Source organism: Geobacillus sp. LYN3, assembly GCF_003064505.1.
In the GTDB taxonomy this organism is placed as follows: domain Bacteria; phylum Bacillota; class Bacilli; order Bacillales; family Anoxybacillaceae; genus Parageobacillus_B; species Parageobacillus_B toebii.
The window spans coordinates 1,529,430-1,544,860 of record NZ_QCWL01000001.1 but is presented as its reverse complement, the minus strand read 5'-3'; the positions used below and the strand labels follow the sequence as shown (position 1 = coordinate 1,544,860).

Genomic DNA, 15,431 nt, shown 5'->3' with positions numbered 1-15,431 from the left:
CACTAAAACTATAACATATTGGAAAATATATTGCAATGGGAAAACAAAACGAGATCCTATTTGTCAAGGATTTTTTAAGGTCCGGCTGAAAATGGGACATCGGTTTTGCGCTATATGCCGTTACAAACGAAAAGCCTATTTGCTAATCTGTTTAGCGCTGACAACGCGATAAGATGACTTTAAAATAAGGAAAGCTGGTTATGGTCTGGCAACGAATCAAGACAACCGCGGCTCTCTAAATATTCGATGAGCGTCTTTGAAAGTTTTCCGCGCTGCTGTAAATCTTCTTTTGATAAAAATTCTCCTTCTTCGCGAGCACGGACGATGTTGAGCGCCACGTTTGTCCCAAGACCCGGAATGGCGTTAAATGGCGGAATAAGCGAATTGCCGTCAATGACGAATTCGGTCGCCTGTGAACGGTAAAGGTCGATGTTTTTAAACGAGAATCCGCGTTCACACATTTCTAAAGCGACCTCTAATACCGTCAACAAGCTTTTTTCTTTTGCCGTCGCGTTCAATCCTTTCGCATTAATTTCTTCGATGCGTTTGCGAATCGCCGCAGAACCTTTAATCATCGCGTCCAAATCAAAGTCTTCCGCACGCACTGTAAAATAAGAAGCATAGTACAAAAGCGGATGATGCACTTTAAAGTAAGCAATGCGAACCGCCATTAATACGTACGCGGCAGCGTGCGCTTTCGGAAACATATATTTAATCTTTTTACATGATTCAATATACCATTCCGGCACATCATGTTTGCGCATTTCTTCTTCGAATTCCGGCGTTAGCCCTTTTCCTTTCCGCACCGATTCCATAATTTTAAAGGCAAGCGACGGCTCAAGCCCGCGATAAATTAAATAAACCATAATGTCGTCGCGGCAGCCAATTACTTCAGAAAGGGTGCAAGTGCCGTTTTGAATTAACTCTTGAGCGTTTCCAAGCCAGACGTCCGTTCCATGGGAAAGGCCGGAAATTTGCACCAGCTCGGAAAATGTCTTTGGCTTCGTTTCTTCAAGCATCTGCCGGACAAAGCGCGTTCCGAATTCTGGAATACCGAGCGTGCCGACATTGCACATAATTTGTTCCGGCGTGACGCCAAGTGATTCAGTACTGCTGAAAATTTTCATCACTTCCGGATCGTCCGTCGGAATCGTTTTTGGATCAATGCCGCTTAAATCTTGGAGCATACGAATTACCGTCGGATCGTCGTGCCCAAGAATATCTAGCTTCAGAAGATTGTCATGAATCGAATGGAAATCAAAATGCGTCGTGCGCCATTCGGAACTCGTATCGTCAGCTGGATATTGAATTGGCGTAAAATCGTAAATATCCATATAATCCGGAACGACGATAATGCCTCCTGGATGCTGCCCGGTTGTCCGTTTTACTCCGGTACATCCCGCGGCAAGACGGTCGATTTCCGCACTGCGCAGCTGCAAATTCAAATCGCTCGCATACCCTTTGACAAAACCGTAAGCCGTTTTATCAGCCACCGTACCGATCGTTCCTGCGCGATATACGTTATCTTCTCCGAACAATACTTTCGTATAGTTATGGGCGCGCGGCTGATATTCCCCGGAGAAGTTCAAGTCGATATCCGGAACTTTATCCCCTTTAAAGCCAAGGAACGTTTCAAACGGAATATCATGCCCATCTTTTTTATATTTTGTGCCGCATTTTGGACAATTTTTATCCGGCAAGTCAAATCCTGAACCGACCGAACCGTCATTGAAAAATTCCGAGTGCTTGCAATTCGGACAAACATAGTGCGGCGGCAGCGGATTTACTTCTGTAATTTCTGTCATCGTCGCGACAAAAGAGGAGCCGACAGATCCGCGCGAACCGACAAGGTAGCCGTCATCAAGCGATTTTTTTACGAGTTTATGGGAAATTAAATAAATGACGGCAAAGCCGTGTCCGATAATGCTTTTTAACTCTTTCTCCAAGCGCTGTTCAACAATTTCCGGCAGCGGATCACCGTAAATTTCTTTGGCGCGCCGATAACTCATTTCGCGAATTTCCTCTTCCGCCCCTTCAATGCGCGGCGTATACAGCTTATCTTTAATCGGCTTTACCTCGCCAATAAGATCAGCGATTTTTTGCGTATTCATAACGACGATTTCTTTTGCTTTTTCTTCTCCTAAAAAAGAGAAGCACTTGAGCATTTCGTCCGTCGTCCGAAAATATACATCCGGCAGCTCATAACGGTTGAGCGGATTTGCTCCGCCTTGGGAGTGAATCAAAATTTTTCGGTAAATTTTATCTTCTGGATTTAAATAATGAACGTTTCCAGTTGCAACGACAGGAATGTTTAATTTTTCCCCGAGCATCACGATCTTGCGGATAATTTCCTTGATCATATTTTCATCTTTTACGTAATCCATTTCAATCAGCGGTTTGTACACTTCCGGCGGATGCACCTCGAGAAAATCGTAAAATTTCGCGATTTCTTCGACTTCTTCCGGCGCTTTTTGAATCATATTGTCAAATACTTCTCCTTTATCACAGCCGGAACCGACTAAAATTCCTTCACGATGCTGCTGAAGCACTGAGCGAGGAATGCGCGGGACCCGGTAAAAATATTTCACATGTGATAAAGAAACGAGTTTGAATAAATTTTTTAATCCAATGTCATTTTGCGCAAGCAATGTCACATGGAACGGACGGGATCGTTGATACGACACTTCTTCCTTCGAACGTTCATTTAATTCGTCATGATATAAAATTCCTCGTTCTTGCGCGTCTTTTAATAGGCGCATAAGCAAATATCCAGTCGCTTCTGCATCGTAAATCGCTCGGTGATGCTGGGTTAGCTCGATATCAAATTTTTTACATAGCGTGTTTAAACGGTGATTTTTCAATTCTGGATATAAAAACCGCGCTAATTCAAGTGTATCAATAACCGGATTCGTCACTTTACCAAGACCGAGTTTCGTAAAGCCGACATTTAAAAATCCAATGTCAAAGCTAGCATTATGTGCGACAAGGATGCTATCGCCCATCCAGTCGTAAAACTGGCGCAGCACTTCTTCGACATCTGGGGCATCTTTCAACATGTCATCGGTAATGCCTGTCAGCTCGATCGTTGTAATCGATAACGGATGATGCGGGTTGGCAAATGAAGTAAAGCGGTCGATAATTTCTCCGTCCTTCACTTTCACAGCGGCAAGTTCAATAATCGTATTATACACCGCCGATAGACCGGTCGTTTCCACGTCAAAGACGACGTACGTGTCCTCGGAAAGCAAGCGGTGCGCTTCGTTATAGGCGATCGGCACGCCGTCATCGACAATGTTTGCTTCGACGCCGTACAATACTTTCATATCGTATTTTTTTGCGGCACTGTACGCTTCTGGAAATGACTGCACAACAGCATGGTCCGTAACAGCGATCGCTGGGTGGCCCCATTTTTTTGCTTGTTCAATGAGCTTCGTAACGGAAGTGACCGCATCCATTTGGCTCATCGGCGTATGCAAATGAAGTTCCACCCGTTTTTCTCCTTCCGGAGCGGTATCTTGGCGTTCTTTCGCCTTTATTTCGTTTATATCGTTGGCGATTAACACAAGGTCACGGACGAACGTATCATTTTGCACACTCCCTCTTACCTTTACCCACATTCCTTTTTTTACATCCGCCATCAGTGCGGCATCTTCTTTATCGCGTGAAAACATTTTTACTAAAATCGAGTTTGTATAATCGGTGATTTTTAGTGTTAATAACGTCCGTCCGCTTTTTAACTCATTGATCTCCGCGTCAAACACATATCCTTGTACAACGACGCGGCGTTCTTCTTCGACGATGCTGTCTAGCGTGCGAATTTCCTCTTCTTCTCTAATTGGATAACCGATAATAAGCGGCCCTGCCGGCGCATTGCCTGCTGTTTCCGATTTCGTTTCTTTCGTCATCTCCGTTAATGCCGCTAAGGCACGTTCCGCATCTTCTTGCTGTTTTTGCGCTATAAATTGCTCAAAATCTTTTTCTGACTGTTTGACTTCTATTTCCAGCTGCAAAAGCGGAAAACCAAACGATTGATATACTTCAGCTATTTTTTTGGCGAAGCGGCGCTTCACCGCCATTGCTTCTGCATCATTGCGAGCAGTAACATATAGTTTATTTCCTTTTACAGTCGGAACTTGCTCATGAAGCAACGATAAAAGCGGCGAGACCCCTTCTTGCAACTCTTGCAAACAGAGCGTCCAATAGTCACGCACATCCGATTCCGTAAAATGGGAATCGATCGTTTGTATTGTATATTTCACATTTGCGATATGATGGAACGCATGAACAAGCTTTTGTGTAAACAGTTGATAAACCTGATAAGGCAAAATTTTCGGCAGCAAAAAATAGAAATGCCAACATTTTTTCTCCTTTTCAATGACAAGCTTTTGAATGCCTGCCTCAGAGAAATACGGAACAAATTCGTCAGACGTCAATTCAAGCTGCTGCAACAACACTTGAAATCGCTCTTTTTGCTCGTTCGTTAACATGACGTCGATCCTTTCCCCTCTCAAAATGATTACACATCTCTCCTAATATAATAACAGAAGGGCTGTCTGAAAAGTAACATTTCTACTTTTCACCAGCACAGCCCTTCAAAATCTATATTTATTGTTGTAAAAGACGTCGAATCGTGTCGATCAGTTCGTCTACAGACACTTCCATTGACTCGCCTGTTTGGCGCACTTTTATTTCCACAATTCCTTCATTAGCGCGCTTTCCAACTGTCACCCGAATCGGAATTCCGATTAAATCGCTGTCGGCAAATTTGACGCCAGCGCGCTCCGGACGGTCATCATATAATACTTCAAAGCCGGCTTGTCCAAGCTTTTCATACCATTCGTCAGCAAGCTGACGCTGCTCCTCATTTTTTGCATTCACCGAAATAAGATGGACGTGGAAAGGAGCAACTGATGCCGGCCACACAAGACCGTTTTCGTCGGCAAATTGCTCGGCAATCGCAGCCACTAACCGGGAAACGCCGATGCCGTAGCAGCCCATAATCATCGTTTGTGAACGTCCATTTTCATCTAAATAAGTCGCGTTCATCGCTTTGCTGTAACGCGTGCCCAATTTAAACACGTGGCCAACTTCAATGCCGCGGGCAAAGCGAATCGTGCCTTTTCCATCTGGAGACGGATCTCCTTCTTGAATAAAACGTAAATCTGCATATTCAGAAATGGTAAAATCACGCTCTGGATTGACGCCAATATAATGATATCCTTCCTCATTCGCCCCACATACACCATTGACAATTGCTTTTACCGCGTGATCGGCAACGATGGTAACAGATTCGCTAACACCGATTGGACCGAGCGAACCGACCTCACAGTTCATTGCTTGCTTCGTTTCTTCCGGTGTTGCCAGCTCTACGACCGATGCGTCAAATAAGTTTTTCACTTTTACATCGTTTGCTTCATGGTCGCCGCGGACAAGTACAAGTACGTAACGGTCGTCCACTTTAAAGAGCAATGACTTGATGCATTTTTCTGGCGTCACCTGTAAATAGGAAGCTACTTCTTCTATTGTTTTTTGCCCCGGTGTATGCACTTTTTCCAATTTGCGAAGCGGCTCATCGCTTTTTTCATATGTAGTAATAACAGGGGCCATTTCGATATTTGCCGCGTAATCAGAAGCATCGGAATAGGCGATCGTATCTTCACCGATTTCCGATAATACCATAAATTCATGCGTATCTTTTCCGCCAATCGCTCCGGAATCAGCAATGACGGCGCGGAAATTTAAACCACAGCGGCGGAAGATGTTCGAATACGCTTCATACATTTTATTGTATGTTTCATCCAAACTTTCTTGTGACGTATGGAACGAATAGGCGTCTTTCATAATAAATTCACGGCCGCGTAATAAACCGAAGCGCGGGCGTTTTTCATCACGGAATTTTACTTGAATTTGATAAAGCGTAAGCGGCAGGCGCTTATATGTTTTCACTTCGTCACGCACAAGCGCCGTAATTATTTCCTCATGCGTCGGTCCAAGCGCAAAATCGCGTTCATGACGGTCTTTCAGGCGCATAAGCTCCGGACCGTACGAATACCAGCGGCCGGATTGCTGCCATAATTCCGCTGGCTGCAGCGCCGGCATGAGCAATTCGATCGCTCCGGCACGATTCATTTCCTCACGAATGATCGCCTCTACTTTTTGCAATACGCGCTGGCCAAGCGGTAAAAACGTATATACACCGCTTGCGCTTTGTCGAATAAATCCAGCGCGCAACAACAGCTGATGGCTTTTCACTTCTGCGTCTGCAGGCACTTCACGCAATGTTGGGATAAATGACTGACTTTGTCTCATCTTCTCGCACCTCTTTTTCTCTATCTCTTTTGTTCAAGGAAAGAAGGAAGAAGACTTCCCATCTTTCCTTCACTTTTCATAGGAAAAACTTTTGAATGTCATTCCATGTAACAACAAGCATTAATAGCATTAAAAGGGCAAAACCGATAAAATGAACCATTCCTTCTTTTTGGCGGTCAATCGGTTTGCCACGCAGCGCTTCGATGGCGAAAAAGAGCAATCGCCCACCATCAAGCGCAGGAAGCGGCAATAAGTTGACAATACCAAGGTTAATGCTTAAAATCGCTCCCCACTTCATTAAATAGTAAATTCCCGATTCTGCCACTTTTCCAGTTGAAACGGCAATGCCAACCGGTCCCGATAGCATATCGAGCTTAAATTGACCAGTGACTAACTGTCCGAGACCAACAAGAATTTCTTTCGTCCAATAATACGTTTCAATGACTCCTTGTTTTAATGAGCCGAAAACCGATTTTTCCATAGGCCCGTACACACCAATAAGACCAATCGTTTCTCCTTGTACTGTTTTCGCGTCAGGCGTTACCGTAATATCCATAATTTTTCCATTCCGTTGTATTTTAAAAAGCAATTCCTCTTCTGGATGGGCACGAATAATATCAACGACTTGCGTCCACGTCTTGACCGGTTCGTCATCGATCGAAAGAACGATGTCACCTTGCCTGAGGCCCGCTTCTTTTGCCGCGCCGTCTTTTGTCAGTTCGCCGATTATCGGTTTGTCAACCGGATATCCTTGAAGCAATCCGATTAACAAAAATACAACAAATGCCAACACAAAATTCATAAGCGGTCCTGCTAAAATCGCCATCGTCCGTTGCCCTAACGTTTTCGCGGCAAATTGACGATGATACGGAGCAATTTGAATTTCTTGATGGTCGACGACGAAAAAGGCTGGCTCGTTCACGGAAAATCGTTCGAGGCGATCTTCATTTTGATCCACATAGCCGGTAATGTACATCTGATGTTCTAAATCTGCTTGTTCTACTTCAATTATTTTCGCATTTGGATAGTCGTCTTTATGGTTGACAATAATTTTGTCAACGTTGCCATCGCGATCTAGTTCTAATCCGACGACTTGCCCAGGTTTAATTTCGATCATTTCCGGGTCTTCACCGGCCATGCGGACAAAACCACCTAATGGGAGCAAACGAATCGTATATACGGTTTCGTTTTTCTTAAATGAAAATACTTTTGGACCGAAGCCGATGGCAAATTCACGGCATAAAATTCCCGCGCGCTTAGCGAAAATCAAATGGCCAAGTTCGTGGAAAAACACAAGCGCACCGAAAATCACAATAAACGCAATGATCGTTTCCAATGTTTCAACCACCTTTTTTTATAGTAGTGACCGAACGTACCGGCGGGTTTCCGCATCAATTTCACGAATCTCCTCCAGCGATGGTTCATTTACGAATTCATGCCGCTCTAGTGCACGTTCAATATATTCCTCAATAGTTAAAAATGCGATACGGCCTTGCAAAAAGGCGGAAACTGCCTCTTCATTCGCTGCGTTCAACACCGTTGGCAACGACCCGCCCGCTTTTCCTGCTTCATATGCTAATTGTAAACAACGAAAACGCTCAAAGTCTACCCGCTCAAAGTGTAATGTGCTAATTTCTGCTAAGTCAAGCGGTTTCGCATTGGCTAGCGGCAAGCGTTCAGGGTATGTTAAAGCATATTGAATCGGTACGTGCATATCTGGCGTTCCGAGCTGGGCGATCACGCTTGTATCACGGAATTGAACGAGCGAATGAATGATGCTTTCACGATGTAATAACACATCAATTTGCTCATATGGCAACTCGAAAAGCCAATGCGCCTCAATAACTTCTAACCCTTTGTTCATCATTGTCGCCGAGTCAATCGTAATTTTTGCTCCCATCGACCAGTTCGGATGGCGCAACGCTTCTTCCACTGTTACGTTTTTTAATTCTTCCCTTGTTTTATCACGGAAGCTGCCGCCGGAGGCTGTTAAAATAATTTTTTCCACACGGTTTCGTTTTTCTCCTTGTAAACATTGAAAAATTGCCGAGTGTTCGCTGTCAACTGGCAATAAAGAAACGCCGTGTTTTTTAGCGGCTGCTGTTACAATATGCCCTGCTGTTACAAGTGTTTCTTTGTTCGCTAATGCAATCGTTTTGCCTGCTTCAATAGCTCTTAGTGTCGGAACAAGACCTACGCTTCCAACAACGGCTGTCACAACGATATCCGTCTCTGGGAAAGCCGCTGCTTCAATTAATCCCTCCTCGCCAAACACGATTTTCACTTTTCCTGCGTATTCGCTGCGAAGCTTCTCATAAGCGTCCGCCTCAGCAACAGCGACAAGCCGAGGAGCAAACTCTTCAATAATCGCTCGCGCCATGTCCACATTTTTTCCAATCGATATTGCTGTCAATTGAAACTCATCTGGATGGGAACGAATAATATCCAACGTCTGGGTGCCGATGGAACCACTCGCCCCTAATATACTAATATATTTCAATTCCTTCACTCCTAACTCCCTTATAACGCTGCATTGATGAAAAAGTGTAAAATCGGCAAAATGAATAATAAACTATCAAAGCGGTCCAAAATACCGCCATGACCCGGCAAAATATTTCCTGAATCTTTCACGCCATAATGCCGTTTAAATGCGGATTCGACTAAATCCCCTAATTGACCAAATATGGAAAGAACAATCGTCATCACAATTAAAAGGGCAAAACTGTCAAAAAGGTTTGTACATAGTTGATATATAATGGCAACAACAACCGCACAAACAATTCCGCCAATCGAGCCTTCTACGGTTTTATTCGGGCTAATTTCCGGCCAAAGCTTGCGTTTTCCCCATGCTCGACCGATAAAATACGCTCCCGTATCTGTCGCCCATATGGTAAATAAAGCATAAACCATATACGCTAAACCAATAAAGCGGGTTTCCATGAAATAATAAAACCCGAAGCCAACATAAAGAATGGATAAACATATAAATCCTGCTTCTTCAAATGTAAATGCGTTTTTTGTCACCACCGTATATATAAGCAACAATAATACGGCAACTACTAATAATTCGACTTTCGTTATATTGAAGGACTCGAGCCAATTGGTGTAGGCTTTTGGAATAAGAAGCCCCCATAAAATCAGGAAACCAATGATTCCTTCTTTAGAAAACACGCGAAGACGTTTCATGCGCAATAATTCAAACAGCCCAATCGTTGCCAATATATATGTTACTATTATAAACGGAAATCCGCCAAAAATAACAATCGGTAAAAACAGTGCGGCGGCAATGACTCCAGTAATGATCCGTTGCTTCATCTTGTTTAAACTCCTCCAAACCGGCGATTACGCTTTTGAAAAGCAGCAATCGCTTCTAATAAATGTTGCTCTGTAAAATCTGGCCATAACACATCGGTAAACCAAAATTCAGTGTAAGCGAGCTGCCATAACATAAAATTGCTTAAACGTATTTCTCCGCTTGTACGGATGAGTAAATCCGGATCTGTTAAATCCTTTGTCATTAAATAGGAAGACACTAATTCTTCCGTAATTTCCTCTGGAGATAACCAGCCTTTTTGCACTTCTTTGGCAATTTGTTGCATCGCATATGTAATTTCCGCACGGCTTCCGTAGTTTAAAGCAAAATTAAGAATCAACCCTGTATTTTCCTTTGTTTCGTCAATGGCTCTTTCTACCGCCCGCCGTGTATGCTCTGGAAGCCGTTCGATATGGCCAATCACGCGAACATTGACATTCTCCTCTGCCAATTCAGGAAGAAATGTCGTTAAAAATTGCTCTGGAAGCTTCATTAAATAATCTACTTCGCTTTTCGGACGCTTCCAATTTTCTGTTGAAAATGCATATAATGATAATATTTTAATGCCAAGTTCGTTGGCAAAACGAGTAATTTTGCGAACGACTTGCATGCCTTCATAATGGCCTGCCGCCCGCGGCAATGCGCGTTTTTTCGCCCATCGCCCGTTTCCATCCATAATGATGGCGACATGTTTCGGGATCGGATTTTGCATTATTTCTTCTTTTGTGTAAACAAGAGAAGAGGACGACACATCCTCCTTATTTTTCCAAATTTTATTAAACATACTAGTCCTCCGTATTGATTTTTATTATTAATGTGCCATGCGGCTAGCTAGTTTCAAAACAGCTATTTTAACTCTCTGTCTCATTTGCTTTTTCATTATAACAAAAAAACCCTCCATGTATATAGAGGGTCTTTCCTGTTTCATTACACTTCCATAACTTCTTTTTCTTTCTCTTTCGTAATCGCATCAATCTTTGCGATATGGTCATCGGTAAGCTTTTGAACATCATCTGTATAACCGCGCAATTCGTCTTCAGTAATTTCCCCGTTTTTCTCAAGCTTTTTCAACTCATCATTTGCATCACGGCGGATGTTACGAACAGCAACTTTCGCATCTTCCGAATATTTTTTGACAAGCTTCACTAGCTCGCGGCGACGTTCTTCTGTTAATGGCGGAATGGTGATGCGAATGACTGACCCATCGTTGGATGGCGTTAATCCTAAATCAGAAGATAAAATGGCTTTTTCGATATCTTTGATCACCGATTTATCATACGGCTGAATGACAAGCAGCCGCGCTTCCGGAACACTGATGCTTGCCAGCTGGATAATTGGTGTAGGCATGCCGTAATAATCAACTGTTACTTTTTCTAATAAACTCGGGTTTGCTCTTCCTGCGCGAATGGTCGCAAGCTCACGAGTGAACGCTTGAACAGCTTTGTCCATTTTTTCCTTTGCAGTATTGATAATTTGTTGTACCATATTTATTTCCCCCTTACGATTGTTCCTATATTTTCACCAAGAACGGCACGTTTTATATTGCCTTCTTCCATAATGGAGAAAACAATCAACGGAATATCGTTATCCATACATAACGATGAAGCAGTGGAGTCCATCACGCCTAATCCTTGTTTAATAACCTCTAAATAGGATACTTCATCATATTTTACCGCGTTTTCATCGATTTTCGGATCAGCGCTATATACACCGTCAACGTTATTTTTTGCCATTAAAATAACGTCTGCTTCAATTTCAGCAGCACGTAATGCGGCAGTCGTATCGGTTGAAAAATATGGATTTCCTGTTCCTGCCGCAAAAATAACGACACGTTTTTTCTCCAAATGACGGATCGCTCTTCTTCGTATGTAAGGTTCAGCCACTTGCCGCATCTCAATCGATGTTTGCACTCTCGTTTCAACACCGAGATTTTCAAGGCTATCTTGGAGAGCAAGCGAATTCATCACTGTTGCAAGCATTCCCATATAGTCCGCTGTGGCGCGATCCATTCCCATCTCGCTTCCCGTTTTTCCGCGCCATATATTGCCGCCGCCGACGACGATCGCAATCTCAACACCGAGTTCGGCGACTTCTTTTACTTGTTTTGCAATGGATTGAATGATCGAAGGATTAATACCAAATCCTTGTTCACCAGCTAACGCTTCACCGCTTAATTTTAATACAACTCGCTTATACTTTGGCTTTTCCATGTCAAACCTCCATGCAGCTAATTAAAAGCGAAAAAACGTTTATTTCCAAGGAAACATCGCAAAGAAAATGCCACATTGCTTCCTGTCAAGCTAAGCGTTGTAACGTTCTATTTTTAAAAATAGGGAACACGGCGTGTGTTCCCTATGGACTTCATTCATTGCTTTCTCATTTGATTCATTACTTCTTCAGCAAAGTTATCTTGGCGTTTTTCCATACCTTCGCCAACTTCATAACGGATAAATGTTTTCACTGTCGCGCCGTTAGATTCAACATATTGACGGACTTTTACATCTGGGTTTTTCACAAATGCTTGTTCTAGCAAGCAAATATCTTCATAAAATTTGTTTAAACGGCCTTCTACCATTTTTTCAACGATATGTTCCGGTTTTCCTTCATTTAATGCTTGCTGTTTCAATACTTCGCGTTCGCGATTAATTTCTTCTTGCGGCACTTGGTCGCGAGAAACGTATTTCGGATGCAATGCAGCGATATGCATTGCCACATCTTTCGCTACTTCTTGGTTTGCCGAACCTGCTAATAATGTTAATACGCCGATGCGGCCTCCCATGTGCAAATACGCACCGAAAACATCATTTTCTCCTTTTTCCACAATTTCAAAACGACGCAACGTGATTTTTTCACCAATTTTTGCAATTGCAGCATTAATATGTTCTTGAACTGTTGCCCCGTTATCCATTGTTTGTCCAAGCGCTTCTTCCAACGTAGCTGGTTTATGTTTTAACAAGTGTGCAGCAAGTTCTTTTACTAACGTTTGGAACGCTTCGTTTTTCGCAACAAAGTCCGTTTCAGAGTTCACTTCTAAAATAACAGCCGTGTTGCCGTCGACTTCGACCAGCGTCATTCCTTCCGCAGCAATACGATCCGCTTTTTTCGCCGCTTTGGCGATCCCTTTCTCGCGAAGCCAATCGATCGCTTTTTCCATATCACCGTTTGTTTCTGTGAGCGCTTTTTTGCAATCCATCATCCCCGCGCCTGTTTTTTCACGCAATTCTTTTACCATTTGTGCTGTAATCGCCATAAATAAAAATCCTCCTTTAAACTCGCATATATGTATCGTTCAAGCAAAATCGGCGGAAGCTAATTTTGCTCTCTCCCGTAATTAGTATAGCCAACTACGGCCATTTTCTGTCTCAAAAAAAGGTGATAAAAGGCTTTCCCCCTCTTATCACCTTTCCTAAACAAGTTACTCAGCAGCAACAACTGCTTCTTCGCCTTGTTTTCCTTCTAACACCGCATCAGCGATTTTCGAAGTAAGAAGTTTTACCGCGCGAATCGCATCGTCGTTTGCTGGAATGACATAGTCAATTTCATCCGGATCGCAGTTTGTATCAACGATACCGATAATCGGGATGTTTAATTTGCGCGCTTCTGCAACAGCAATGCGCTCTTTGCGCGGATCGATTACGAACAATGCGTCCGGCAATTCTTTCATTTCTTTAATGCCGCCTAAAAACTTTTCTAGGCGCTCTTGTTCTTTCTTTATGCGAATAACCTCTTTTTTCGGAAGTACGTCAAATGTGCCGTCTTCCGCCATTTTTTCGATTTCTTTTAAACGTTTAATACGTTTTTGAATCGTTGCAAAGTTTGTTAATGTACCACCTAACCAACGTTGATTCACATAGAACATGCCGCAACGTTCTGCTTCTTCTTTCACAGACTCTTGCGCTTGTTTTTTCGTACCGACAAACAAAATTTTACCGCCGTTTGCTGCTAATTCTTTTACGAAATTATATGCTTCTTCCATTTTTTTGACGGTTTTTTGTAAGTCGATAATATAAATGCCGTTGCGTTCTGTGAAAATATATTTTTTCATTTTTGGATTCCAACGGCGAGTTTGATGTCCGAAATGAACACCAGCTTCAAGCAATTGTTTCATAGAAATAACTGACATTGCAAGATCCTCCTATTTGCTTGGTTTTTATTCCTCCGCCCACGTCATTTTTAAGCAAGACTGACAGCGTCAGCACCGTTGCTTAAATCGATGGGCGTGTGTATTCACACCATGTAAAAATATATCATAACTGCATGTGACAATCAAGCAATTGTTAGCCTACTTTTGGCGAAATTTTAATAATAACTCGATTTCCGTTTTTCCTTTTTTTAGAATTTTAGCGATTTCTTCAATCGTTTTTCCTTGTTCGAAAAGCTGCCATGCCTCTTCGACAAGCGAAGGCATAGCTTGATGACGTATATCAACGATGTCTTTCACATCGTCAACGTTTGGAAAATAGTTAGGCAGCGCTTCTTCTTTTGTCGATGTTGCATCGGCTTTGGGAGGAGATTGCTTTCTATCAGCCTTAGTGCGATTGGTCAGCATGTCGGTCAGCTCTTTTAGAAAACGCTCGTTTTCTTCCTTCCACTCCAATAAATATGCAGAAAACGTTTGTTCCATCTCCTCAGCCATTTGTTGCTGACGTTTTTCTGTTTCTTTCACTTTCGATAATTGTAAATAAAGCAAAATAATAACGAACAATGAAAGCGCATGAAGAATAAAACTGACAACAAGTAAAAATGCAATCATCGCATCCCTCTATCCTATCATATCAATGATTTTTCCTTTATATGGATGGATATTTTTATTGTTTTGTTCCCGGCAAATATTGGCGCTTGTTCGCTTTTCTGTCACTTGCCTCCGCGCTCGCTCCTCTTGTTTTTTTGTCGCTTCAGCAAGCTGCGATTGCATAAGCTGTGCGTGATGATGCAAAGCATTTTGAATTTTTCCAGCATCGTACGTTTTTGGGAACGCTATTTGTAATTCGATTAATTTGATATCCATATGTCCCCACTTCCTTTTAAGCTAAAGCGCTTGTTCTAGAATTTTGCGCAGCTTAAAAATGGCTTTTGAATGAAGCTGGGAAATTCTTGATGTGGAAAGTCCTAAAATTTCTCCAATTTCGGTAAAAGTAAGTTCTTCTTTATAAAACAAACTAATAACAAGCTGCTCTTTTTCACTTAGCTGCTGGATTACTTCTGCCAATTTCTCATACAATTCCTGCTTTAAAACTTCTTCCTCCGGAGAAGGTGTTTTTTCATCACGAATGGCTAGAAGCGCGTTTTCTTCTTCCTTGTTTTCCGTAATAACATGTTGAAAAGATAAGACGTTGGCAAAAAAGTTCTCATTTACTGCCATATATACTTCCTCTTCTGTGATCCCTAGTTCATCGGCAACTTCTTTTGCTGTAACAGACCGCATATACCGCTGCTCCAGCTTTTCGATCGTTTCCTCAATTTTTTTCGCCTTTTCCCTTACGCTGCGCGGAAGCCAATCTTCTTTGCGCAGCCCATCGAAAATGGCGCCGCGAATCCGAAATGAGGCGTACGTATCAAATTTTAAATCACGGGAGGGATCAAACTTTTCGAGCGCGTCGTAAAGCCCCATTAATCCAAGACTTATTAATTCTTGTTTACTTATAGTTTTTGGCAACGACGCGGCTATTCGTTGAACATGATAATGAACAAGCGGCATATATGTTTGCACGAGCTTATCTCCGGCTTGCGGGTCACGGTGATATATCCAACGATCCCAATATTTGCGTTCTTCGCTCGTTAAAACGTTCGCCATGTGATTCCACCTCAT

General features: G+C 42.7%; 13 protein-coding genes. All 13 read right to left on the bottom strand.

What is annotated here, in order from left to right; genetic code table 11:
* Positions 1-179: 179 nt before the first annotated feature.
* The gene (locus tag DCC82_RS08090) at positions 180-4,487 is read right to left on the bottom strand and encodes a PolC-type DNA polymerase III (RefSeq protein ID WP_015863482.1); all 4,308 of its coding nucleotides are present in this window, start codon (positions 4,485-4,487) and stop codon (positions 180-182) included.
* A gap of 118 nt (positions 4,488-4,605) precedes the next feature.
* A complete protein-coding gene (locus DCC82_RS08085) occupies positions 4,606-6,309 on the bottom strand; it encodes a proline--tRNA ligase (protein ID WP_015863481.1) in 1,704 nt (567 codons plus the stop codon).
* A gap of 76 nt (positions 6,310-6,385) precedes the next feature.
* Positions 6,386-7,645, bottom strand: coding sequence for an RIP metalloprotease RseP (gene rseP / locus DCC82_RS08080; protein ID WP_015863480.1), 1,260 nt, complete (start codon positions 7,643-7,645; stop codon positions 6,386-6,388).
* Positions 7,646-7,663: 18 nt separating this feature from the next.
* Positions 7,664-8,809, bottom strand: a complete 1,146-nt coding sequence (dxr, locus tag DCC82_RS08075) for a 1-deoxy-D-xylulose-5-phosphate reductoisomerase (protein ID WP_015863479.1) — start codon at positions 8,807-8,809, stop codon at positions 7,664-7,666.
* Between the two features lie 20 nt (positions 8,810-8,829).
* Positions 8,830-9,624 (bottom strand): phosphatidate cytidylyltransferase, encoded by a 795-nt coding sequence (locus tag DCC82_RS08070; RefSeq protein WP_062678206.1) that lies wholly within the window; start codon positions 9,622-9,624, stop codon positions 8,830-8,832.
* A gap of 5 nt (positions 9,625-9,629) precedes the next feature.
* Positions 9,630-10,406: an undecaprenyl pyrophosphate synthase gene (locus DCC82_RS08065; protein ID WP_015863477.1), complete on the bottom strand. Its 777-nt coding sequence runs from the start codon at positions 10,404-10,406 to the stop codon at positions 9,630-9,632.
* 143 nt (positions 10,407-10,549) lie between these two features.
* Positions 10,550-11,107 (bottom strand): ribosome recycling factor, encoded by a 558-nt coding sequence (frr, locus tag DCC82_RS08060; protein ID WP_015863476.1) that lies wholly within the window; start codon positions 11,105-11,107, stop codon positions 10,550-10,552.
* Positions 11,108-11,109: 2 nt separating this feature from the next.
* On the bottom strand, positions 11,110-11,832 hold the full coding sequence (gene pyrH / locus DCC82_RS08055; RefSeq protein WP_015863475.1) for a UMP kinase: 723 nt from the start codon (positions 11,830-11,832) through the stop codon (positions 11,110-11,112).
* A gap of 155 nt (positions 11,833-11,987) precedes the next feature.
* Entirely contained in the window at positions 11,988-12,872 is an 885-nt protein-coding gene (tsf, locus tag DCC82_RS08050) for a translation elongation factor Ts (RefSeq protein ID WP_015863474.1), read from the bottom strand.
* 165 nt (positions 12,873-13,037) lie between these two features.
* Positions 13,038-13,745: a 30S ribosomal protein S2 gene (gene rpsB / locus DCC82_RS08045; RefSeq protein ID WP_062678209.1), complete on the bottom strand. Its 708-nt coding sequence runs from the start codon at positions 13,743-13,745 to the stop codon at positions 13,038-13,040.
* 159 nt (positions 13,746-13,904) lie between these two features.
* Positions 13,905-14,375 carry a hypothetical protein gene (locus DCC82_RS08040; RefSeq protein ID WP_108430308.1) on the bottom strand — a complete coding sequence of 157 codons (471 nt, stop codon included), beginning with the start codon at positions 14,373-14,375 and terminating at the stop codon, positions 13,905-13,907.
* Between the two features lie 9 nt (positions 14,376-14,384).
* Entirely contained in the window at positions 14,385-14,630 is a 246-nt protein-coding gene (locus DCC82_RS08035; protein WP_062753366.1) for a hypothetical protein, read from the bottom strand.
* A 21-nt stretch (positions 14,631-14,651) separates the two neighbouring features.
* The gene (locus DCC82_RS08030; protein WP_015863470.1) at positions 14,652-15,416 is read right to left on the bottom strand and encodes a FliA/WhiG family RNA polymerase sigma factor; all 765 of its coding nucleotides are present in this window, start codon (positions 15,414-15,416) and stop codon (positions 14,652-14,654) included.
* Between the last annotated feature and the right edge of the window lie 15 nt (positions 15,417-15,431).